General features: G+C 70.4%; 20 protein-coding genes and 1 riboswitch. Of the genes, 11 read left to right on the forward strand and 9 right to left on the reverse strand.

Features of this window, described 5'->3' with window-relative positions:
- Nucleotides 1-59: 59 nt before the first annotated feature.
- A complete protein-coding gene (locus BLW86_RS18710; protein WP_093875095.1) occupies nucleotides 60-710 on the forward strand; it encodes a hypothetical protein in 651 nt (216 codons plus the stop codon).
- 17 nt (nucleotides 711-727) lie between these two features.
- Here the strand turns inward: BLW86_RS18710 and thiC are convergent, their stop codons facing one another.
- The gene (gene thiC, locus BLW86_RS18715; RefSeq protein ID WP_093875096.1) at nucleotides 728-2,512 is read right to left on the reverse strand and encodes a phosphomethylpyrimidine synthase ThiC; all 1,785 of its coding nucleotides are present in this window, start codon (nucleotides 2,510-2,512) and stop codon (nucleotides 728-730) included.
- A riboswitch (TPP riboswitch) is annotated at nucleotides 2,506-2,640 on the reverse strand. Its footprint overlaps the gene before it by 7 nt.
- Nucleotides 2,641-2,711: 71 nt before the next feature.
- On the opposite strand from thiC, the gene BLW86_RS18720 reads away from it, so the two are divergent.
- A complete protein-coding gene (locus tag BLW86_RS18720; RefSeq protein ID WP_371129525.1) occupies nucleotides 2,712-4,085 on the forward strand; it encodes a YibE/F family protein in 1,374 nt (457 codons plus the stop codon).
- A 108-nt stretch (nucleotides 4,086-4,193) separates the two neighbouring features.
- Here BLW86_RS18720 and BLW86_RS18725 read toward each other — a convergent pair whose 3' ends face one another.
- The 4 genes from BLW86_RS18725 to BLW86_RS18740 form a co-directional block, all read right to left on the reverse strand.
- Nucleotides 4,194-4,634: an SsgA family sporulation/cell division regulator gene (locus BLW86_RS18725; protein WP_086823848.1), complete on the reverse strand. Its 441-nt coding sequence runs from the start codon at nucleotides 4,632-4,634 to the stop codon at nucleotides 4,194-4,196.
- A 138-nt stretch (nucleotides 4,635-4,772) separates the two neighbouring features.
- Complete coding sequence (locus tag BLW86_RS18730) at nucleotides 4,773-5,537, reverse strand: IclR family transcriptional regulator (protein ID WP_093875098.1); 765 nt, start codon at nucleotides 5,535-5,537, stop codon at nucleotides 4,773-4,775.
- 241 nt (nucleotides 5,538-5,778) lie between these two features.
- On the reverse strand, nucleotides 5,779-5,997 hold the full coding sequence (locus BLW86_RS18735) for a DUF5326 family protein (RefSeq protein WP_093875099.1): 219 nt from the start codon (nucleotides 5,995-5,997) through the stop codon (nucleotides 5,779-5,781).
- A 176-nt stretch (nucleotides 5,998-6,173) separates the two neighbouring features.
- On the reverse strand, nucleotides 6,174-6,491 hold the full coding sequence (locus BLW86_RS18740; RefSeq protein ID WP_030685701.1) for a cupin domain-containing protein: 318 nt from the start codon (nucleotides 6,489-6,491) through the stop codon (nucleotides 6,174-6,176).
- 51 nt (nucleotides 6,492-6,542) lie between these two features.
- Here BLW86_RS18740 and BLW86_RS18745 point away from each other — a divergent pair, with 51 nt between their 5' ends.
- The 5 genes from BLW86_RS18745 to BLW86_RS18765 all read left to right on the forward strand — a co-directional run bounded on the left by BLW86_RS18745 (nucleotide 6,543) and on the right by BLW86_RS18765 (nucleotide 10,207).
- A complete protein-coding gene (locus BLW86_RS18745; protein WP_093875100.1) occupies nucleotides 6,543-6,920 on the forward strand; it encodes a phage holin family protein in 378 nt (125 codons plus the stop codon).
- 9 nt (nucleotides 6,921-6,929) lie between these two features.
- A complete protein-coding gene (locus tag BLW86_RS18750) occupies nucleotides 6,930-7,421 on the forward strand; it encodes a low molecular weight protein-tyrosine-phosphatase (RefSeq protein ID WP_093875101.1) in 492 nt (163 codons plus the stop codon).
- Nucleotides 7,418-8,557, forward strand: a complete 1,140-nt coding sequence (locus BLW86_RS18755) for a cystathionine gamma-lyase (protein WP_093875102.1) — start codon at nucleotides 7,418-7,420, stop codon at nucleotides 8,555-8,557. The genes BLW86_RS18750 and BLW86_RS18755 overlap by 4 nt, the downstream gene beginning before the upstream one ends.
- 238 nt (nucleotides 8,558-8,795) lie before the next feature.
- Nucleotides 8,796-9,692 carry a LysR family transcriptional regulator gene (locus BLW86_RS18760; RefSeq protein WP_093875103.1) on the forward strand — a complete coding sequence of 299 codons (897 nt, stop codon included), beginning with the start codon at nucleotides 8,796-8,798 and terminating at the stop codon, nucleotides 9,690-9,692.
- A 35-nt stretch (nucleotides 9,693-9,727) separates the two neighbouring features.
- Entirely contained in the window at nucleotides 9,728-10,207 is a 480-nt protein-coding gene (locus tag BLW86_RS18765; RefSeq protein ID WP_093875104.1) for an NUDIX domain-containing protein, read from the forward strand.
- Nucleotides 10,208-10,229: 22 nt separating this feature from the next.
- Here the strand turns inward: BLW86_RS18765 and BLW86_RS18770 are convergent, their stop codons facing one another.
- Both BLW86_RS18770 and BLW86_RS18775 read right to left on the reverse strand, forming a co-directional pair.
- On the reverse strand, nucleotides 10,230-11,426 hold the full coding sequence (locus tag BLW86_RS18770) for a globin domain-containing protein (RefSeq protein WP_093875105.1): 1,197 nt from the start codon (nucleotides 11,424-11,426) through the stop codon (nucleotides 10,230-10,232).
- 105 nt (nucleotides 11,427-11,531) lie between these two features.
- Nucleotides 11,532-12,185, reverse strand: a complete 654-nt coding sequence (locus BLW86_RS18775) for an HAD family hydrolase (RefSeq protein ID WP_093875106.1) — start codon at nucleotides 12,183-12,185, stop codon at nucleotides 11,532-11,534.
- A gap of 114 nt (nucleotides 12,186-12,299) precedes the next feature.
- On the opposite strand from BLW86_RS18775, the gene BLW86_RS18780 reads away from it, so the two are divergent.
- From BLW86_RS18780 to BLW86_RS18790, 3 genes are all read left to right on the forward strand, one after another.
- Nucleotides 12,300-13,163 carry a GNAT family N-acetyltransferase gene (locus BLW86_RS18780; protein ID WP_093875107.1) on the forward strand — a complete coding sequence of 288 codons (864 nt, stop codon included), beginning with the start codon at nucleotides 12,300-12,302 and terminating at the stop codon, nucleotides 13,161-13,163.
- A gap of 88 nt (nucleotides 13,164-13,251) precedes the next feature.
- A complete protein-coding gene (locus BLW86_RS18785; protein WP_093875108.1) occupies nucleotides 13,252-13,710 on the forward strand; it encodes a MarR family winged helix-turn-helix transcriptional regulator in 459 nt (152 codons plus the stop codon).
- 44 nt (nucleotides 13,711-13,754) lie between these two features.
- A complete protein-coding gene (locus tag BLW86_RS18790) occupies nucleotides 13,755-14,207 on the forward strand; it encodes a GNAT family N-acetyltransferase (protein ID WP_093875109.1) in 453 nt (150 codons plus the stop codon).
- Nucleotides 14,208-14,260: 53 nt separating this feature from the next.
- On the opposite strand, the gene BLW86_RS18795 is transcribed toward BLW86_RS18790, so the two are convergent.
- Nucleotides 14,261-15,643, reverse strand: coding sequence for a serine hydrolase domain-containing protein (locus tag BLW86_RS18795; protein ID WP_093878736.1), 1,383 nt, complete (start codon nucleotides 15,641-15,643; stop codon nucleotides 14,261-14,263).
- A 52-nt stretch (nucleotides 15,644-15,695) separates the two neighbouring features.
- Nucleotides 15,696-17,159, reverse strand: coding sequence for a replicative DNA helicase (gene dnaB / locus BLW86_RS18800; RefSeq protein WP_177181944.1), 1,464 nt, complete (start codon nucleotides 17,157-17,159; stop codon nucleotides 15,696-15,698).
- A gap of 441 nt (nucleotides 17,160-17,600) precedes the next feature.
- On the opposite strand from dnaB, the gene BLW86_RS18810 reads away from it, so the two are divergent.
- Entirely contained in the window at nucleotides 17,601-18,938 is a 1,338-nt protein-coding gene (locus BLW86_RS18810; RefSeq protein WP_093875111.1) for an MATE family efflux transporter, read from the forward strand.
- The last annotated feature ends 65 nt before the right edge of the window (nucleotides 18,939-19,003 follow it).

Raw genomic sequence — 19,003 nt, forward strand, 5'->3', positions numbered from 1 at the left:
CCGTTTCCGCCCGACCGACCGTTTCCCACGGCTGATCCGGGCCTACGGAGCATCGGGGGATGCACATGAACGTGGCTCCGCACCTGCTGACCGAGGACCGCGCCGAGTACGAGCGGGTCCTCGACGACGCACTGAGCACCGCCCACGCACGTCCGGATCTCGCCGGAGTCGGAACGAGGCTCACGGTCGCGCAGCTGCGCGCCATGACGATGAACGCGACAGCGCTCATCACCACCGCCGCGGCCCTCGAGTACGACCACTTCGTGAAGGTCCGCGAGCAGAACCGAGCGGCCTTCGGGGCCCGGACACCCGAAGTGGAACCGGGCGCGGACGTCGGCGCGGGCGCCGGCGTCGTCGCCGTCGTCACCGTGCTGCTGCCCGTCCTCGCGGGCACCGCCGCCGCGATATTCCTGCTGGTCGGCGGGGTCCTGCACGCCCTCGCGCCCACCGTGGTGTTCGGCGAGACCCTGCTGACGGCAGGCCTCGTCTTCGCCGCCCTCGCCGCCGCCGGCCTGCTCTCCGCGGGCGTCGGCCTCCTCGTGACCGCCCTGCGCAACAGGCCGGCCGCGGCGGACGGGACCGCCACGGCCGACGACGAACTCTCCCTCGCCAGGGAGGCCTGGCGCCGCGCCCTCCTGGAGCGCGGCATCCTCCCCTTCCTCCGCGACGCCCTCGCCGCCGCGGCGCCCCCGGATCCGACGGCGCCCTGAGGAACGGCGGGCCGGGGCTACTCGGCCAGCGGCAGGTAGACGCGGTTGCCGCTCGCCGCGAACTCCTTCGACTTCTCCGCCATGCCGGCCTCGATCTCCTGCTGCGTACCGCCGTGCTCACGGCGGATGTCCTGGGAGATCTTCATCGAGCAGAACTTCGGACCGCACATCGAGCAGAAGTGCGCGGTCTTCGCGGGCTCCGCCGGCAGCGTCTCGTCGTGGAACTCACGAGCCGTGTCCGGGTCCATCGCCAGGTTGAACTGGTCCTCCCAGCGGAACTCGAACCGCGCGTCCGAGAGGGCGTCGTCCCACTCCTGCGCGCCCGGGTGTCCCTTGGCGAGGTCCGCCGCGTGGGCCGCGATCTTGTACGTGATGACGCCCGTCTTCACGTCGTCCTTGTTCGGCAGGCCCAGGTGCTCCTTGGGCGTGACGTAGCAGAGCATCGCCGTGCCCCACCAGGCGATCATCGCGGCGCCGATGCCGGAGGTGATGTGGTCGTACGCGGGCGCGACGTCCGTGGTCAGCGGGCCGAGCGTGTAGAACGGCGCCTCCTCGCAGATCTCCTGCTGGAGGTCGATGTTCTCCTTGATCTTGTGCATCGGGACGTGGCCCGGGCCCTCGATCATCGTCTGCACGTTGTGGCGCTTGGCGATCGTGTTGAGCTCGCCCAGCGTCTTCAGCTCGGCGAACTGCGCCTCGTCGTTGGCGTCCGCGATCGAGCCGGGGCGCAGACCGTCGCCGAGCGAGTACGTGACGTCGTACGCCGCCAGGATCTCGCAGAGCTCCTCGAAGTTCGTGTAGAGGAAGTTCTCCTTGTGGTGCGCCAGGCACCAGGCGGCCATGATCGAACCGCCGCGCGAGACGATGCCGGTCTTGCGGCGCGCGGTGAGCGGCACGTACGGCAGGAGCACGCCGGCGTGCACCGTCATGTAGTCGACGCCCTGCTCGGCCTGCTCGATGACCGTGTCCTTGTAGATCTCCCAGGTCAGGTCCTCGGCCTTGCCGTCGACCTTCTCCAGGGCCTGGTAGAGCGGCACGGTGCCGATCGGCACGGGGGAGTTGCGCAGCACCCACTCGCGGGTGGTGTGGATGTTGCGGCCGGTGGACAGGTCCATGACCGTGTCGGCGCCCCACTTGGTCGCCCAGGTCATCTTCTCCACCTCCTCCTCGATGGAGGAGGTGACGGCGGAGTTGCCGATGTTGGCGTTGACCTTCACCAGGAACCGCTTGCCGATGATCATCGGCTCGATCTCGGGGTGGTTCACGTTCGCCGGCAGCACGGCGCGGCCCGCGGCGATCTCCTCCCGTACGACCTCGGGGGAGACGTTCTCGCGGATCGCGACGTACTCCATCTCCGGGGTGATCTCGCCCCGGCGGGCGTACGCGAGCTGGGTCACCGCCTGGCCGGCGCGGCCGCGGCGCGGCAGGCGGGGGCGGCCGGGGAAGACGGCGTCGAGGTTCTTCAGCCCACCGCCGCGCGGGGAGGTGTGCTTGATGCCGTCGTCCTCGGGGCGGGCCGGGCGGCCCGCGTACTCCTCGGTGTCGCCGCGCGCGATGATCCAGTTCTCGCGCAGCGGGGGAAGGCCCCGTCGGACATCGGTGTCGATGGCGGGGTCGGTGTACGGGCCGGACGTGTCGTACAGCGTGACGTCCTTGCCGTTGGTGAGGTGCACCTGGCGGACGGGCACCCGGAGGTCGGGGCGCGAGCCCTGGACGTACCCCTTGTGCCAGCCCGGCGTGCGCTCCTGCCCGTCGGTCTGGTTCTGGTCGGAGGCAGGCGTGCGTGCATCCTGAATGGTCATGAGACCGATCTCCCTACGCCGGCATTACCCGGTAACAGGTTCGGCGGTCGGCGCAGCCTCTTCCCGTACGTGCGTACGGTGATCAGCGCCCTCTCAGCCCGGTGCTCCGAGCTCCCGCGTGTGCAAAGGTGCCACCACGCTAGCGTCATCCCTGGCGTGCTGAACAGTGGGCCCCCGCCGTTCTTGCGATGATCGGCCGGTGACTTCCCCCCAGCAGCCCCCCGAACCACACCACCACGCCCACGATCCCGGACACGGTCACGGGCACGGAGCCGGAGGAGGAGGCGGCGGGCACGGACACAGCCACAGCCACGGGCCCGCCGCCCCGGTCTCGCGGCATCTGCGCAAGGTCATCGCCGCGATCCTGATCCCCTTCGCCGCCGCCGTCGTCGTCGGGCTCGCGGTCCTGTGGCCGGGCGGCACCCCGGCGCACGAGCGCACCGGCGTCGGCTTCGACCGGCAGACCCAGCAGGGCGAGGTCGTCTCCGTCGAGCACGTCGACTGCAAGGACGTGAACGCCGCCCAGGTCCCGCCGACCGGCGACACCTCCACTCCGGAGGGGCGCGAGGCGGTCAACGCCCAGCAGGGGCAGTGCGAGAAGGCGACGGTCGAGGTCACCAGCGGTCCGAACAAGGGACGCAGGTTCGTCGAGATCGTGCAGCCCGACGCGCCGCGCCAACTGCACGAGGGGCAGGGCGTGGTGGTGGCGTACGCCCCCGACGCCCCGCACGACCTGCAGTACTCGGTGACCGACGTGAACCGCAAGCTGCCGCTGGCGCTGCTCGCCGGCATCTTCGCCGTCGCGGTCGTGGTGGTCGGCCGGCTGCGGGGCGTCATGGCGCTCATCGCGCTCGCCGTGAGTTTCCTCGTACTGACGTACTTCATCCTGCCGGCGATCCTGGAGGGGTCGAACCCGCTGATCGTCGCGGTGGTCGGGTCGAGCGCGATCATGCTGATCGCGCTCTACATGTGCCACGGGCTCTCGGCCCGCACCTCGGTCGCCGTGCTCGGCACGCTGATCTCACTGATGCTGATCGGTCTGCTCGGCTCGCTCTTCATCGACTGGACCTCGCTCAGCGGCAACACCGACGACTACACCGGTCTGATCCACGGCCTGTACCCGGAGATCGACATGTCCGGCCTGCTGCTCGCCGGCATCATCATCGGTTCGCTCGGTGTGCTCGACGACGTGACGGTCACCCAGACCTCGGCGGTCTGGGAGCTGCACCAGGCCGATCCGGGCATGGGGCCGCGCGGCCTGTACCGGGCCGGCATCCGGATCGGCCGCGACCACATCGCCTCGGTCGTGAACACGCTGGTGCTGGCGTACGCGGGTGCCGCCCTGCCGCTGCTGCTGCTCTTCTCCATCGCCCAGAGCAGCATGGGGACGGTGGCCAACAGCGAGCTGGTCGCCGAGGAGATCGTCCGGACCCTGGTCGGGTCGATCGGTCTGGTGGCGTCCGTCCCGGTCACCACGGCGCTCGCGGCCCTGGTGGTCTCCGCCGACCGGCCGGCGTCCGGGGGCGGGAAGCCGGCGGCGGTACGGGGAGGGCGGCGCCGTCGCGCCAAGTGAGGTGGGCGTGCTGAGGGATCGGTCCGGCCCGGCTCGGGGAAGAGGGTCCGGCTCGCCTCGGGAAAGAGGGCTCGACTCGGAGAGGGCAACCGGTTCAGGGGGACCGGCTCAGGCGGGGCCGGCGTTCTCTTCGGCCAGGATCCGGCCCAGGGCGGCCTCCAGGTGGTCCTCGAAGTCGCCGAGTGTCCGTTCCTGACCGAGCGGAACCAGCTTGTCCGTCCGGTCGAGGAAGGCGACCAGCGGCGGCGCGCTGGCCCGGAACAGCGCCCGGTCGCCGCCCACCTGAAGCCGGATGGAGACGTCCGAGAGTCGCTCGGGCTCCGTCGGGGCGATGTGCACGTCGCCGTCCCCGCTCGGCCGGTTGATCCCGTCGAGCAGCAGCTCCCTTCCGAACGCCCAGGTCACAGGGGCGTCTCCGGGAAGGTGGAAGGTCATCCGCACCGCGTAGGGATCCCGGGTCTCATACCGGAGTTCGACCGGGATCTTGAAGGAGAGCTCCTCGGAGACGAGGAAGCTCATCAGGACCTCGGCCTGAACGGACTCTCGCATCGTGTACCCCGCAGTAGATGAAGCAGTTGTGTGAACACAGCTGCTGAAAGCTGTGACCGAAACGGCCAGGAATGATCCCCCATGGCCCTCTTGACGCAATCGTGCTGTAAGCACTAGCAGATCACAAGGAGTGATTTTTCAGATACTGATAGAGAACGCGAGTGAACCGAAGAGCGTTCCGATCTCCGTGCGTAGTCGTTCGATCGCTGGGAGCAGCCGTTCTTCTTGGTGGAGGGGGAGGGAAATCGCCATGGCGGCCGCCACCGACCCCGCGGTGATGGGGATCGCGGCACAAACCGTGCCGAGCGCATATTCCTGACGCTCAACCAGGGGCTCCATTCGCCCCAAACCGCCCAAACGATCCAAAAGGACACGGCGATTACGCACCGTGTACGGAGTGATGGCTTCCACCGGGTGGCGGTCAAGGTGGTCTTGACGAGATTTCAGATCGAGTTGACTCAGCAGGCACTGCCCGATCGCATGGGCGTGCGCGGTCTCGCGGAAGTCGGCCCATTCCTCCACCGCGGGGGCGGAAGGGGTGTCGGCGACGGCGACGAGCTCGATCTCACCTTCGCGGTAGAAGGCGAAGTAGATGGGTACACCGATCTCGTCCCGCCAACGGGCAAGGGAGTCTTCGATCTTGATGCGACGATTCTGCACAGCTCCGCCGCCGGCCAGTCGGACGGCGGCCTCGCCCAGGACGAACACGCCCTTGTCACGGCGCAGATAGCCCTCGTGCGTCAGGGTGCGGAGCAGGTGGTACGTGGTGGGCAGCGGAAGGCCCGTCTCGCGGGCGAGCTGTTTCGCGGGGGCGCCCTCCGCATGGGAGGCCACGGCCTCCAGGAGTCTCAGCGCTCGCTGCACCGATCCGATCAGGGTAGGCACTGCCGTCTGCGTAGCCATGGCCAAAGGTCACCCCCAGGCGTGAGGACGGGTGCAGTGCACCCGCCCGCGGGGGCCGCCCCCGCGCGCCCGCCGGGCCTGGGAAACCGCTGGTCAGTATGGAGGTCTACGCCTGTAGTCCCCATCGCGGCGGAGAGATTCCACTCTAGTGGCAGCCCCAGGGCCATACCCTGATTCGGCCAGGGCGTTCCCCCGCGCGGGCTAACGTCCTCCGCCGCTTCATACCGATCAGTAGCTTGTGCTACCAGTCCTCGCGCGACCTGGCGGAGGAACTGAACTTCCGCACGACGTAGACCAGTCCGGCGACGAGGGCCGCGAAGAGCAGCACCTTGAAGAGCAGACCGACCACGAAGGTGAGCACGCTGGTGATCAGCCCGCCGAAGACGAACAGGGCGAGAACGGGTATGGCGACCCACTTCACCCACCAGGGCGTCCCCGCGAGAATCTCCCGTACGGCCATCGTCCCTACCTCGCTCTCGAAGAACCGCGCACTCCGCGCCGAACACCCTCAAGGCTAGGGGCGGGAGGAAGCCCGTGGAGGCCCCGCGGCCCCCGCTCTCCCCTGATCCGCCCCCTAGGGGCTCGGCCCCCCGCGCCCGGAACGCCCTCGGGGTCCGGCCCGGCCGCCGAGGCCGCTCAGCTCTCCGGCGGCGAGAAGACCACCATGACCCGCAGGTCCTCGCTGATGTGGTGGAACCGGTGCTCCACCCCGGCCGGCACGTAGACCACGCTGCCGCGTGCCACCTGGGTCGTCTCCGTCCCGACCGTGATCGCCGCCCGCCCGCTGACCACGAAGTACACCTCGTCCTGGCCGTGCGGCTGCTGCGGGTCGAGTTCCCCGGCGTCGAGCGCGTACAGGCCCACCGACATGTTCCGCTCGCGCAGGAACTGGAGGTACGCGCCCTTGTTCGCGGCGCGCTCCGCCTCCAGTTCGTCCAGCCGGAATGCCTTCATCGCCCGCTCGCCCCTGCCCTAGGCCCGATCATGTCTGCCACGATCAGACACATGATGAATTTCGTAGTCAAGACGCTCGCGAACGCGGGCGCCCTGGGAGTCGCCATCTGGCTGCTCCAGGACATCACCCTGACCGGTGAGAGCACCGGCAAGAAGGCCCTGACCCTCATTCTCGTGGCCCTCGTCTTCGGGCTGGTGAACTTCCTGGTCAAGCCCGTCGTCAAGCTCCTGACGCTTCCCCTCTTCATCCTGACCCTCGGCCTGATCACCCTGGTGGTCAACGCCCTGATGCTGCTCCTCACGTCCTGGCTGGCCGACCAGCTCGACCTCAGCTTCCACGTGGAGGGCTTCTGGACCGCCGTCCTGGGCGGCCTGATCATCTCCGTCGTCTCGTGGGCGCTGAACGTCGTGCTCCCCGACGGCGACTGAGCGGGAATCATGACCTACCGCGTCTGCTTCGTCTGCACGGGCAACATCTGCCGCTCGCCGATGGCCGAGCACGTCTTCCGCCGTCGGGTGGAGGAGGCCGGCCTCGGCGGTCTGGTGGAGGTCGACAGCGCGGGCACCGGAGGCTGGTACGAGGGCTACGGGGCCGACCCGCGCACGGTCACCGTCCTCGACGAGAACGGATACACCTCCGAGCACGTCGCCCGGCGGTTCCGGCCCTCGTGGTTCCCCGCCATCGACCTGGTGATCGCCCTGGACGAAGGGCATGCGCGGGAGCTCCGGGCGCTCGCCCGCACCCCCGACGAGGCGGCGAGGATAAGGCTCCTGCGCTCCTACGACCCGGCCGCCGGGGCCGGACTCGACATCCCCGACCCCTACTACGGGGAACGTGAGGACTTCGAGGAGTGCCTGGAGATGGTGGAGGCCGCGAGCGAGGGACTGCTCGCGGCCGTACGCGCGGAACTGGAGGAACGGACACCGTGAAGAACGACGAACTCGGCGACGGCACACGGGCGGTACGGGCCGGGCTGCCCGAACCCGTGAAGTACGAGCCGACCCTGCCGGGGCCGGTCTTCGCGGCCCACTTCCACCTGCCGGGCGAGCCGACCGGCCCGTACACCTACGGCCGCGACGAGAATCCCACCTGGACCCACCTGGAGCGGGCGATCGGCGAGCTGGAGGCGCCGGGGGAGGAGGGCGTGGAGACGCTGGTCTTCGCCTCCGGCATGGCGGCGATCTCCGCCGTCCTGTTCTCGCAGCTGAAGGCGGGCGACGCGGTGGTGCTGCCGGCCGACGGCTATCAGGCCCTGCCCCTGCTGCACGAGCAGCTGCGGGCGTACGGCGTCGAGGTCCGCACCGCGCCGACCGGCGGCGACGCCCAGCTGTCCGTACTGGACGGGGCCGGGCTGCTGTGGCTCGAGACCCCCTCCAACCCCGGTCTCGACGTGTGCGACATCCGCCGTCTGGTGCGGGAGGCCCACGCGGCCGGGGCGCTCGTCGCCGTCGACAACACCCTCGCCACCCCGCTCGGACAGCGCCCGCTCGCACTGGGCGCGGACTTCTCCGTCGCCAGCGACACCAAGGGAATGACCGGGCACGGCGACATCCTGCTCGGCCATGTGAGCTGCCGGGATCCCCGGCGGGCGGCGGAGGTGCGGCGCTGGCGCAAGATCGTCGGCGCCATCCCCGGCCCCATGGAGGCCTGGCTCGCCCATCGGTCGCTCGCCACGCTCCAGCTGCGGATCGACCGGCAGTGCTCCACCGCGCTGGCGCTGGCGCGGACGCTCGCCGCGCGCCCGGACGTGACCGGGCTGCGCTATCCCGGACTGCCCGACGACCCCTCGCACGCGGTGGCCGCCCGGCAGATGCGGCGCTTCGGCCCGGTGGTCTCCTTCGAGCTGGCGGACCGGGAGCGGGCCGAGCGGTTCCTGGAGGGACTGCGGCTCGTCGACGACGCCACCAGTTTCGGCGGCGTGCGGTCCACGGCGGAGCGGCGCGGGCGCTGGGGCGGGGACGCGGTGGCGGAGGGCTTCATCCGCTTCTCGGTCGGAGCCGAGGACCCGGAGGACCTGATCGCCGATGTGCTGCGCGCCCTCGACGAGGCCGGCAGCGCCGGCTGAGACCGGTGGCCCCGGCCCCGGCGCACGCGGAGCGGGGCGCTCCGAGCCTCCCCCCTCGTGGCTCGGAACGCCCTCGGTCTCCCACGCGGAAACCGCCTGCACAAGGCTAGTTGACTGAGCGTCAGTGTCCAATCACGGTAGCGACAGGGACCTATCGACTTATTTATAGTTGGACGGTCCTGAGGCGCAGTCAGCCGACCGCCTGAGTCGAACGGCCACGGGCCGGGAGGGGGCGAACATGGACCTGGCCCTGCTGCGCACCTTCGTCACGGTGCACCGGGCCGGTTCCTTCACCCGCGCCGCCGCGCTCCTGGGCCTCTCCCAGCCCGCCGTCACCAGTCAGATCCGCACGCTGGAACGACAGCTCGGACGGCCGCTCTTCCTCAGACGGGCCCGCGGAGTCACCCCGACCACCATCGGCGACGAACTCGCGCACCGCGCGGCACCCCATCTGGACGCCCTCGTGGAGATCGCCGAGACCGGCCTCGACGAGGGAAGCGGTGTCCGCACCCTCCACATCGCCGGGCCCCCGGAGTTCACCGCGCTCCGCGCGCTGCCCGCCCTCACCCCCCTGGTCGGCCAGGGGCTGGCCGTGCGGGCCTCCTTCCTCGGCGACACGGAGGAGATCCTCGAGGGGCTCGCCGCGGGCCACCACGACCTGGCCATCGCGACCGCCCGCCCCCGGGGAGGTCTGTTGGTCTCCACCCCGCTCTGCGACGAGGAGCACGTCCTGGTCGCGGCCCCGCCCTGGGCCGCCCGGCTCTCCCCCGAGGTGCTCCTGAGCAAGGGCGCGGTGCTCCTGGAAGAGCTGCCGGTGGTCGAGGTCCACGAGTCGCTGCCCTTCGTCTCCCGCTACTGGGCGAGTGTCTTCGAGACCAAACCTGCGGCGACCGCCACCGTCATCGCCCCCGACCTGCGGGCCGTACGGGACTCCGCCGCCTCCGGCGCCGGGCTCGCCGTCCTGCCGCGCTACCTGTGCGAGGAGGCCCTGCGGCAGGGGCACCTCGTGGCGCTGCTCGACCCTCCGGTCCCACCGCTGCGGACCTACTTCCTGGTCGTGCGCACGGGGACGCTCGCGCTGTCCCCGCTCGCCGGGGCCCACGAGGAGCTGCTGCGGGCAGCCGGGAACTGGTGAGTTTCAGGACACCTCGGACGGGCCATTTTCTTCCCATGACCGAACGGCCCGTGATCAAGCGCACCGCACGCGCCATCCTGCTCGACGGGGACGACCTGATCCTCATCAAGCGGACCAAGCCCGGGATGGATCCCTACTGGGTCACGCCCGGCGGCGGCGTGGAGCCCACCGACTCCACCGTCGTCGAGGCCCTGCACCGCGAGGTGCTCGAAGAGCTCGGCGCCAAGATCACCGATGTGGTGCCCTGCTTCGTCGACACCGTCGAGCACATCGTCGACGGCGGGGTCTCCGGGGTGAAGGTCCAGCACTTCTTCGTCTGCCGGCTCGGCTCCATGGACCCCTCTCTGCGGCACGGCCCCGAGATCGAGGAGCCGGTCGGCGAGTACGAGATCGTCCGGGTGCCCTTCAGCCGGGTCGGCATCGCCGCCGTGCACCTCGTCCCGCTCTCCCTGCGCCACTACCTCGACGGCAACATCGAGGGCGTCCGCGCGATGCACGCCCCCGACCTGGGTTAGGGCCTGTCCGGCGGATCAGGTCCTAACCGGCCGCCGCGGGGGTGAGCTCCGCGAGGAAGTCGTGGCGGATGCGGTCCGAGGGGACCCCCGCGCCGCGCAGTGCGTCGACGCCTCGGCGGACCATGTCGAGCGGTCCCGAGAGATAGGCGTCCCGTTCGTTCCACGGGCCGTAGCGGCAGACGGCGTCCGGGAGCCTTCCCTGCTCCTCGGTGACCGGGTGGACGGAGAGCCACGGGAAGGTCTTCTCGAGCCGCAGCATCGTGTCGATGTCATAGAGGTCGTGGCCGCTGCGCGCCCCGTAGAAGACGTCGACCGGGCGCCGGTCCCCGTGCTCGGCGACGTCCTCGACCAGCGCCTTGATCGGCGCTATCCCCGTGCCGCCGCCCATGCAGAGCAGTCCGGTGTCCGTGGAGTGGTCGACCGTCATGGAACCGGCCGGCGGGCCGAGCCGCAGCACGTCCCCGGGGCGCGCCCGGTGCACCAGCGCGTTGGACACCCAGCCGGCCGGGACGGCCTTGACGTGGAGGGAGAGCAGCCCGTCCGGCCGGGGCGCCGAGGCGAAGGAGTAGTGGCGCCAGACCCGGGGCCACCACGGGGTCTCCAGCGTCGTGTACTGCCCGGCGAGGAAGGGGTACGGCTGGTCGGGCCTGAGCGTGACGACGGCGATGTCCGAGGTGCGCAGGTCGTGGGAGACCACCTCGGCCTGCCACCAGGCGGGCGCGGTCCGCTCGTTCTCCGCGGCCGCGTCGATCATGATCTGGGAGATCGTCGTGTACGTGCGGACCCAGGCCGTCTCGGTCTCCTCGTCCCAGCTCTTCTCCGCGTACCGCTCCAGAGCGCCCAAGAGGGCCTCGCCGACGGCCGGATAGTGGGCGGCCCGGGTCCCGTACTTACGGTGCCCCCTGCCGAGGTTCTCCAGGTACGCGGTGAGGACCGGGGCGTCGTCCAGGTGCTCGGCCGCCGTCAGCAGGGCCTTCAGGAGCCGGTCCCGCTGGGTGTCCATGGCCGCGGGGAACATCTCGCGCAGCTCGGGGTACCGGACGAAGAGCAGGGCGTAGAAGTACGAGGTCACCCGGTCGGCGACCGGTGCGATCTCCGCCAGGGTGCGCCGGACGAGCACGGCGTCGGCGGAGGGTTCCTCGGATATTCGGGGTTCCGTCCCCTCTGCCTCCGGGGGCTCCCGCTCGTACGTCGTGGTGGTGGTCGGAGCATCCATCATGTGCCTCGCCTCGCGCTGGCCGGCTTCCGTGACCGCAGCATGGCGCTTCCGCCCGACGCTTCGGACAGAAAGTGGCGTTCTCGGGCCATAGGCCCGGGTTTCTGGCTAGGCTGCGCTGTTTCGGACCAGGGCATAGGCCTCGCGCAGGTCCCCTCCGGAGTAGCTGTGGCGGGAGAGCCCGGCGAGATGGTGGTCCGCGTTCACGGCCACCGTCTCCGGCACGATCGCGAAGAGCTCCGCGTCGGACATCGAGTCCCCGTACGCGACGCAGTCGGCGGGTTCCACTCCGTACCCCGCGCAGAGCTCCCTCGCGATCCGCACCTTCGCGCGCGCGTCGAGGATGCCCGGCCGGTGGATCGGCTCGGTGAAGGGGACCGCAGGCCAGAGCGAACCGTGGGTCGAGCCGACGCCCCAGTCGAGAAGCCGCTCGACGAAGAAGTCGGGCGAGAGGGAGATGACCGCGCAGTGGTCTCCCCGCGCCCGGATGTCCGCCCAGACCTCGCGGATGCCCGCCAGCCAGGGGGCCCCTTCGAAAGCCGCCGTGACCTGCTCCAGGGTGAGCGCGGCCCACAGCTCGCGGGCCTGGACGGCGAACTCGTCCGGTGTGAGCCCCCGCAGAAACCCCTCTTCCAGGACGGCGATCTCCTCCACCAGGTCCAGTTGCCGGGAGATCTCCACCGCGGCGGCCGAGCCCCTGATCAGGGTGCCGTCGAGGTCGAAGAGGTGCAGTCGTCGCGTTCGGGGTTTCACGTGGAACATCGTCCGGGGTGCCACCCGACGGAATCAACGGCTCCTCGGGTATCGGCCGGAGAGGTCGGCCGGATCCGGTAAAGCGGTGGACGGAAGATCACCGCGTCGGACAGCCTGAAAGGCATGCCGACTTCCCCCGCCTCCCTCGCACAGCTCCCGGTCCGACGCCTCACCCCGGAGGACCTCCTCGCCTGCGCCGACCTCTCCGAGAACCGGGGCTGGCCGCGCGAGGAACACAAATGGGGCCTGCTGCTCACCGCGGGCACCGGCTACGGCATCGACGATCCCGACGGTCCGGGCCTCGCCGCCTGCTCCGTGGTCACCTCGTACGGCCCCGGGCTCGCCGCGATCGGCATGGTGCTCGTCGCCGAGCGGTACGCACGCCAGGGCGTGGGGCGCCGGCTCATGCGGCACGTCCTGACGGAGGCCGGGGACACCCCGCTCACGCTGTACGCCACGTCGAACGGGCAGCCCCTGTACGAACAGCTGGGCTTCACCGAGACGAGCCGGGCCGAGATGGTGCGGGGGCGCTTCACCTTCACCGCACCCGCCCCGGACGTTCCGGTCCGTCCGGCGACGGCCGAGGACCTCCCGGCGATCCTGCGCCTGGACCACGAGGTCTTCGGTCTCGACCGCACCCACATCATCGCCCGGCTCCCCGCGTTCGCGGACCACCTCAGGGTCGCGGAGGAAGGCGGCGAGATCACCGGCTTCGCGGCCGCCTGGCCCAACATGGACACCCATGTCATCGGCCCCCTGATCGCCCGGGACCCGGGCACGGCGAAGGCCCTGATCGCCTCCCTGGCCGCCGCCACCGACCGGCCGCTGCGCACGGACGTCGACGTACGGCACACCTCCCTGCTGAGCTGGGCGAAGGAGAACGGCATCGACACGATCGCCACCACGTCGGTGATGATCCGCTCCCTGCCCGACCTCCCCGGCGACTGGCGCCGCCGCTTCGCTCCCCTGACGGTCGCCGCCGGATAGGTTTACTTGCAGACGCCCATTATTGCGTCCCTTCGTCTACCCTGGATCGAGAGCCGCACCGGCGCCGAGGAGACACCGAGGAGAGAACATGACCGCGACGGACCCCGCACTCACCGCGCTCGCCCAGCGCTGGTGCGCCCTCTCCCTGCTGCACGGCAGGATCGAGTCCCACATCGAGCGCGCCCTGGAGTCCGGCCACGGTCTGAGCGTGCGGGAGTACTCGCTGCTCGACGTCCTCAGCCGCCAGCACAGCGGCCCCGGCGGCCACCTCCAGATGAAGCAGGTCGCCGACGCCGTCGTACTCAGCCAGAGCGCCACCACCCGGCTCGTCACCCGGCTCGAGGACCGCGGTCTGCTCACCCGGTACCTCTGCGCCACCGACCGGCGCGGCATCTACACCGACGTGACCGAGGCCGGCCAGAAGCTCCTCGAAGAGGCCCGCCCCACCAACGACAGCGCGTTGCGCGAGGCCCTGGACGAAGCCGCGAAGAACCCCGAGCTGGCCCCGCTGGTCCAGGTCGTGGAGGGCGTGGGCGCACCCGTGTGAGCCTGACGCCGGGGCAGGAGCGCCCCGGCGTTACGCTGCGGGGCATGAGCGATCTTGAGATACGCCCCGCCACCGCGGAGGACCTCCCGGCCATCGTCGCGATGCTCGCCGACGACCCCCTGGGCGCACAGCGTGAATCCCCCGACGACCTCGCCCCGTACCTCATCGCCTTCGAGCGCCTCGCGAACGATCCGAACCAGCACGTCGTCGTGGCCGTCCGCGAGGACAAGGTCGTCGGCACCCTCCAGCTGACGATCATCCCGGGGCTCTCCCGCCGGGGCACCACCCGCTCGATCATCGAGGGCGTCCGCATCCACGCCGACGAGCGCGGCAGCGGCCTCGGGACGCAGCTCATCGAATGGGCCGTCGAGGAGTCGGGCCGCCAGGACTGCCGGCTCGTCCAGCTGACCTCCGACGTCACCCGTACCGATGCCCACCGCTTCTACGAGCGCCTGGGCTTCGAGGCCTCCCACGTGGGTTTCAAGAAGAGCCTCTGAGGACGCGTTTCACGTGAAACAGCACGGTTTCACGTGAAACGGCCCACAACGACTCAGAGACCGCGCCAGCCCGCCTCGTCCACACCGCCCGGAACCGCGTCCTTCGGCGCGTACGGCTCCCGCGTGAAGACGAAGGAGCCGAGGTCGAGATGGCTCACGCTGCCGTCGGCACGCCGCACCGCCCTGAGCGTCTCCCCCGCGTAGTAGCCGTTCAGGCCGACCCAGCCGCCCTCCGGCAGCGCCCGGAAGCGGGCCCGCCGCCCGGCACCCCGCAGCGGTTCGAGCACCACGCTCCGCTCGGGGCCGAGCCGAAGCCCGTAGACGTACGTCCCCCAGTACCAAGGCCCCGTGAGGGACAGCAGCTCCTCGTCGACCTCGGCCTCGGGAAGGGGTCGCCACGGCTCCGGGAACCTGGGCTCCGCCTCCGCCACGATCCGTACGAGATCGGCGGCCACAACCCCCACCAGCGGCCCTGAGGTGGCGTTGGAGAGGGCGATGCCGGCGAGGCCGTCCTCCACGCTCACCCACAGAGAGGCGACGAAACCCGGGAGGGAGCCGCTGTGACCGATCAGGGTGCGGCCGTCCTTGCGCACCAGCTGGAGACCGAGCCCGTAGCTCCCCTCCCAGTCGCCTTCCCCGGCGGGAGAGGCCGGGGCGCGCATCTCCTCCACGGACGCCGCGACGAGCACCCGCTCGTCCCCCGCCGCGAGGAAGGCGGCGAAGCGCGCGAGGTCGGCGGCCGTCGACCAGAGCTGCCCGGCCGAAGCCATCAGACCGAGGTCCTCGGACGGCTCGGGCAGCATGACGTCGGCCCAGGGATGCACCGCCCAGCCACCCGCGTGCGGAGCGACGGGATCGACCGTCGTACGGCCCATCCCCAGCGGCTCCAGGATCTCGCGCCGCAGCGCCTCCTCCCAGGACACCCCCCGGACCGCCTCGACCAGCGAACCCAGCAGCGTGTAGCCCGGGTTGGAGTAGTGGTGCCGGCGTCCCGGCGACTGGAGGAAGGGCTGCTCCCCCAGGACGTCGGAGAGTTCCGGCCGCAGGGCGGCCGAGGACCGCTCCCACCACGCGCCGGGCGTCTCGGCCGCGAGACCGCCGGTGTGGCCCAGGAGTTGGGCGATCGTCACCTCACCGACGCCCGTTCCCTTCAGATGACGCTCCAGCGGATCGTCGAGCCCGAGCAGGCCCTCGTCCCGGAGCCGCATCACCAGGACGGCGGTGAACACCTTGGTGATGGACCCGATCCTGAACTGGGTGTCGGCGTCCGGCGCGTGACCGTCCACGCAGCTGCGCGAACCACTCCAGACCAACGCTCCGTCACGGACCACCGCCCCCACGAAGGACGGCGCCCGCCCCTCGGACTGGGCGACCGCGACACGGTGCAACAGAGCCCGCTCGGTACTGGGCAACAAGGCTTCGAAAGATGTCGTCATGGACCCCATCCAACGCGAATGTCACCCGCGGGACTTACCGATTTCCTTCGGGTCAGGTCTGGGCCATGTCCACGAAACGCGAGTAGTGGCCCTGGAAGGCCACGGTGATCGTGGCCGTCGGGCCGTTACGGTGCTTGCCCACGATGATGTCCGCCTCGCCCGCGCGCGGTGACTCCTTCTCGTAGGCGTCCTCGCGGTGCAGCAGGATGACCATGTCGGCGTCCTGCTCGATCGAGCCGGACTCACGCAGGTCGGAGACCATCGGCTTCTTGTCGGTGCGCTGCTCGGGACCACGGTTCAGCTGGGAGAGCGCGATCACCGGCAGTTCCAGCTCCTTGGCGAGGAGCTTCAGGTTTCGCGACATGTCGGAGACCTCTTGCTGACGGCTCTCCTGCCGCTTGGAACCGCCCGACTGCATGAGCTGCAGATAGTCGATGATGACGAGCTTCAGGCCGTTGCGCTGCTTGAGCCGGCGGCACTTCGCGCGGATCTCCATCATCGACAGGTTCGGGGAGTCGTCGATGTACAGCGGGGCCTGGGAGACGTCCGGCATCCGGCGGGCGAGCCGGGTCCAGTCCTCGTCGGTCATCGTGCCGGAGCGCATGTGGTGGAGCGCGACCCGGGCCTCGGCCGAGAGGAGACGCATGGCGATCTCGTTGCGGCCCATTTCGAGGGAGAAGATGACGCTGGGCAGGTTGTGCTTGATGGAGGCCGCCCGGGCGAAGTCCAGGGCGAGGGTCGACTTACCCATGGCGGGACGGGCCGCGATGATGATCATCTGACCCGGGTGGAGTCCGTTGGTGAGCGAGTCGAGGTCCGTGAAGCCGGTGGGCACACCCGTCATCTCGCCGCTGCGGGAGCCGATCGCCTCGATCTCGTCGAGCGCCCCCTCCATGATGTCGCCGAGCGGCAGGTAGTCCTCGGTGGTGCGCTGCTCGGTGACGGCGTAGATCTCGGCCTGGGCCGAGTTCACGATCTCGTCGACGTCTCCGTCGGCCGCGTACCCCATCTGTGTGATCTTGGTGCCGGCCTCGACCAGGCGGCGCAGGACCGCGCGCTCGTGGACGATCTCCGCGTAGTACGAGGCGTTGGCCGCGGTCGGGACCGACTGGACCAGCGTGTGGAGGTAGGAGGCGCCGCCGACGCGGGTGATCTCGCCGCGCTTGGTGAGCTCGGCGCCGACCGTGATCGGGTCGGCCGGCTCGCCCTTGGCGTACAGGTCGAGGATCGCCGCGTAGACGGTCTCGTGCGCGGGCTTGTAGAAGTCGTTCCCCTTGATGATCTCCACGACGTCCGCGATGGCGTCCTTGGAGAGCAGCATGCCGCCGAGCACGGACTGCTCGGCGTCGAGGTCCTGCGGGGGAACGCGCTCGAAGGCGGAGAGCCCGCCGTCCCAGGGACCCTCGCCGCCCCGCTCGTGCTGATCGTCGCGGCCGCGGCCACGACCGCGTCCCTCGCCACGGGTACGGGTGGGCAGCCGGTCGCTCGGTCCGCTGTCGGCCCAGGGGTCGTCCATGGGCTCGGGAACGCTCACCAAGCCACCTCCTCCCGTCCGCTCCGCGGACTTCGCCGTGCCACTCTTCCTTATGCCACGCCTTGATCGACGAGTGGCTTCGCGACCGCTTCTGGCGCGTCGGGCGCCGGACCACGGTAGGCCTGTGGAGAGCCCCAGCCAATCTGGTTATCCACAGGCCCTGTGGGTTACTGGCCAGATGCTGTGGAGAACTCCCCGGATCCTGTGCACGGAGCGGGGGACAGCCATGTGGACAAACTCATAGCACCCCCGATCTCACCCATCTGACCTGCACTTTTCCCATCCACGGGCTGTGGGGGAGAAAAAGTTATCCCCCGGGGCCAAGATCAGAACAAACGGCCCACACCCGAAGCCCCGCGCCAACCCAAAGTAAGGATCACATACGCATTGCATCTCTTACCTGTGGAAGATTAGATTGAGCCCATGACTCAGGCCCCCGCGCCCTCCAAGGCCGTCCGCCGACAGCACGACCGCGAGATCGTCTCCCTCGCCCTGCCGGCCTTCGGCGCGCTCGTCGCCGAGCCGCTGTTCCTCATGGTCGACAGCGCCATCGTCGGGCACCTCGGCACACCTCAGCTCGCGGGCCTCGCGATCGCCGCGGCACTGCTCTCCACCGCCGTCAGCGTCTTCGTCTTCCTCGCCTACGCCACCACGGCCGCCGTCGCCCGACGCGTGGGCGCGGGCGATCTCCAGGCCGCCATCCGGCAGGGCATGGACGGCATCTGGCTGGCGCTCCTCCTCGGCGCCGCCGTCGTGGCGCTGACCCTGCCCACGGCGCCCTGGCTCGTCGATGTCTTCGGTGCCTCGGACACCGCCGCCCCGTACGCCGTCACCTACCTCAGGATCTCCAGCCTCGGAATCCCCGCCATGCTGGTGGTCCTGGCCGCCACCGGCGTCCTGCGCGGTCTCCAGGACACCCGTACGCCTCTCTATGTGGCCATCGCCGGCTTCGCGGCCAACGGCGCGCTCAACGCCGGCCTGGTCTACGGCGCCGGCCTGGGCATCGCCGGCTCCGCCTGGGGCACGGTCATCGCCCAGTACGGCATGGCCACCGCCTACCTCGTCGTGGTCGTCCGAGGCGCCCGACGCCACGGCGCCTCCCTCCGCCCCGACCCGGCCGGCATACGCGCCTCCGCCCAGGCCGGCGTCCCCCTCCTGGTCCGTACGCTCTCCCTGCGCGCGGTTCTGATGATCGCCACGGCCGTCGCCGCCCGGCTCGGGGACGCCGAGGTCGCCGCCCATCAGATCATCCTGTCCCTGTGGAGCCTGATGGCCTTCGCGCTCGACGCGATCGCCATCGCGGGCCAGGCCATCATCGGCCGCTACCTCGGTGCGGACGACGCCGACGGGGCACGCCAGGTCTGCCGCCGCATGGTCCAGTGGGGCGTGGTCTCGGGGGTGGTGCTGGGTGCGCTGCTCATCGTCACCCGGCCCCTGTTCGTTCCGCTCTTCACCGGCGACACCGTCGTGCAGGACACCCTTCTCCCGGCCCTGCTCGTGGTCGCGCTCTCCCAGCCGGTCTCCGGAGTCGTCTTCGTCCTCGACGGCGTCCTGATGGGTGCGGGAGACGGCCCCTACCTGGCCTGGGCGATGCTGCTCACGCTGGCGGTCTTCGCCCCGGTCGCCCTGCTGGTCCCGGCGCTCGGCGGCGGGCTGACGGCGCTCTGGTGGGCGATGACCCTGATGATGACGGTCCGGATGGGAACCCTCTGGTTCCGCATGCGCTCCGGCCGCTGGATCGTCACGGGTGCCACCCGCTGAGGGCCACCCGTTTCACGTGAAACCGCGGAAGGAAAGCTGCCGAACGGACACGGCGAAAGGGCCGC

Source organism: Streptomyces sp. TLI_105, from assembly GCF_900105415.1.
GTDB lineage: Bacteria > Actinomycetota > Actinomycetes > Streptomycetales > Streptomycetaceae > Streptomyces.

Excerpts from the sequence above, each read along its gene's own strand:
- thiC (WP_093875096.1), bottom strand. The coding sequence starts at position 2,512 with ATGACCATTCAGGATGCACGCACGCCTGCCTCCGACCAGAACCAGACC.
- BLW86_RS18775 (WP_093875106.1), bottom strand. The coding sequence starts at position 12,185 with ATGTTCCACGTGAAACCCCGAACGCGACGACTGCACCTCTTCGACCTC.
- BLW86_RS18745 (WP_093875100.1), top strand. The coding sequence starts at position 6,543 with ATGATGAATTTCGTAGTCAAGACGCTCGCGAACGCGGGCGCCCTGGGA.
- BLW86_RS18725 (WP_086823848.1), bottom strand. The coding sequence starts at position 4,634 with ATGCGAGAGTCCGTTCAGGCCGAGGTCCTGATGAGCTTCCTCGTCTCC.
- BLW86_RS18810 (WP_093875111.1), top strand. The coding sequence starts at position 17,601 with ATGACTCAGGCCCCCGCGCCCTCCAAGGCCGTCCGCCGACAGCACGAC.
- BLW86_RS18765 (WP_093875104.1), top strand. The coding sequence starts at position 9,728 with ATGACCGAACGGCCCGTGATCAAGCGCACCGCACGCGCCATCCTGCTC.
- BLW86_RS18735 (WP_093875099.1), bottom strand. The coding sequence starts at position 5,997 with ATGGCCGTACGGGAGATTCTCGCGGGGACGCCCTGGTGGGTGAAGTGG.
- BLW86_RS18795 (WP_093878736.1), bottom strand. The coding sequence starts at position 15,643 with ATGACGACATCTTTCGAAGCCTTGTTGCCCAGTACCGAGCGGGCTCTG.
- dnaB (WP_177181944.1), bottom strand. The coding sequence starts at position 17,159 with ATGGACGACCCCTGGGCCGACAGCGGACCGAGCGACCGGCTGCCCACC.
- BLW86_RS18740 (WP_030685701.1), bottom strand. The coding sequence starts at position 6,491 with ATGAAGGCATTCCGGCTGGACGAACTGGAGGCGGAGCGCGCCGCGAAC.
- BLW86_RS18760 (WP_093875103.1), top strand. The coding sequence starts at position 8,796 with ATGGACCTGGCCCTGCTGCGCACCTTCGTCACGGTGCACCGGGCCGGT.
- BLW86_RS18770 (WP_093875105.1), bottom strand. The coding sequence starts at position 11,426 with ATGATGGATGCTCCGACCACCACCACGACGTACGAGCGGGAGCCCCCG.
- BLW86_RS18730 (WP_093875098.1), bottom strand. The coding sequence starts at position 5,537 with ATGGCTACGCAGACGGCAGTGCCTACCCTGATCGGATCGGTGCAGCGA.
- BLW86_RS18710 (WP_093875095.1), top strand. The coding sequence starts at position 60 with ATGCACATGAACGTGGCTCCGCACCTGCTGACCGAGGACCGCGCCGAG.
- BLW86_RS18750 (WP_093875101.1), top strand. The coding sequence starts at position 6,930 with ATGACCTACCGCGTCTGCTTCGTCTGCACGGGCAACATCTGCCGCTCG.
- BLW86_RS18790 (WP_093875109.1), top strand. The coding sequence starts at position 13,755 with ATGAGCGATCTTGAGATACGCCCCGCCACCGCGGAGGACCTCCCGGCC.
- BLW86_RS18785 (WP_093875108.1), top strand. The coding sequence starts at position 13,252 with ATGACCGCGACGGACCCCGCACTCACCGCGCTCGCCCAGCGCTGGTGC.
- BLW86_RS18780 (WP_093875107.1), top strand. The coding sequence starts at position 12,300 with ATGCCGACTTCCCCCGCCTCCCTCGCACAGCTCCCGGTCCGACGCCTC.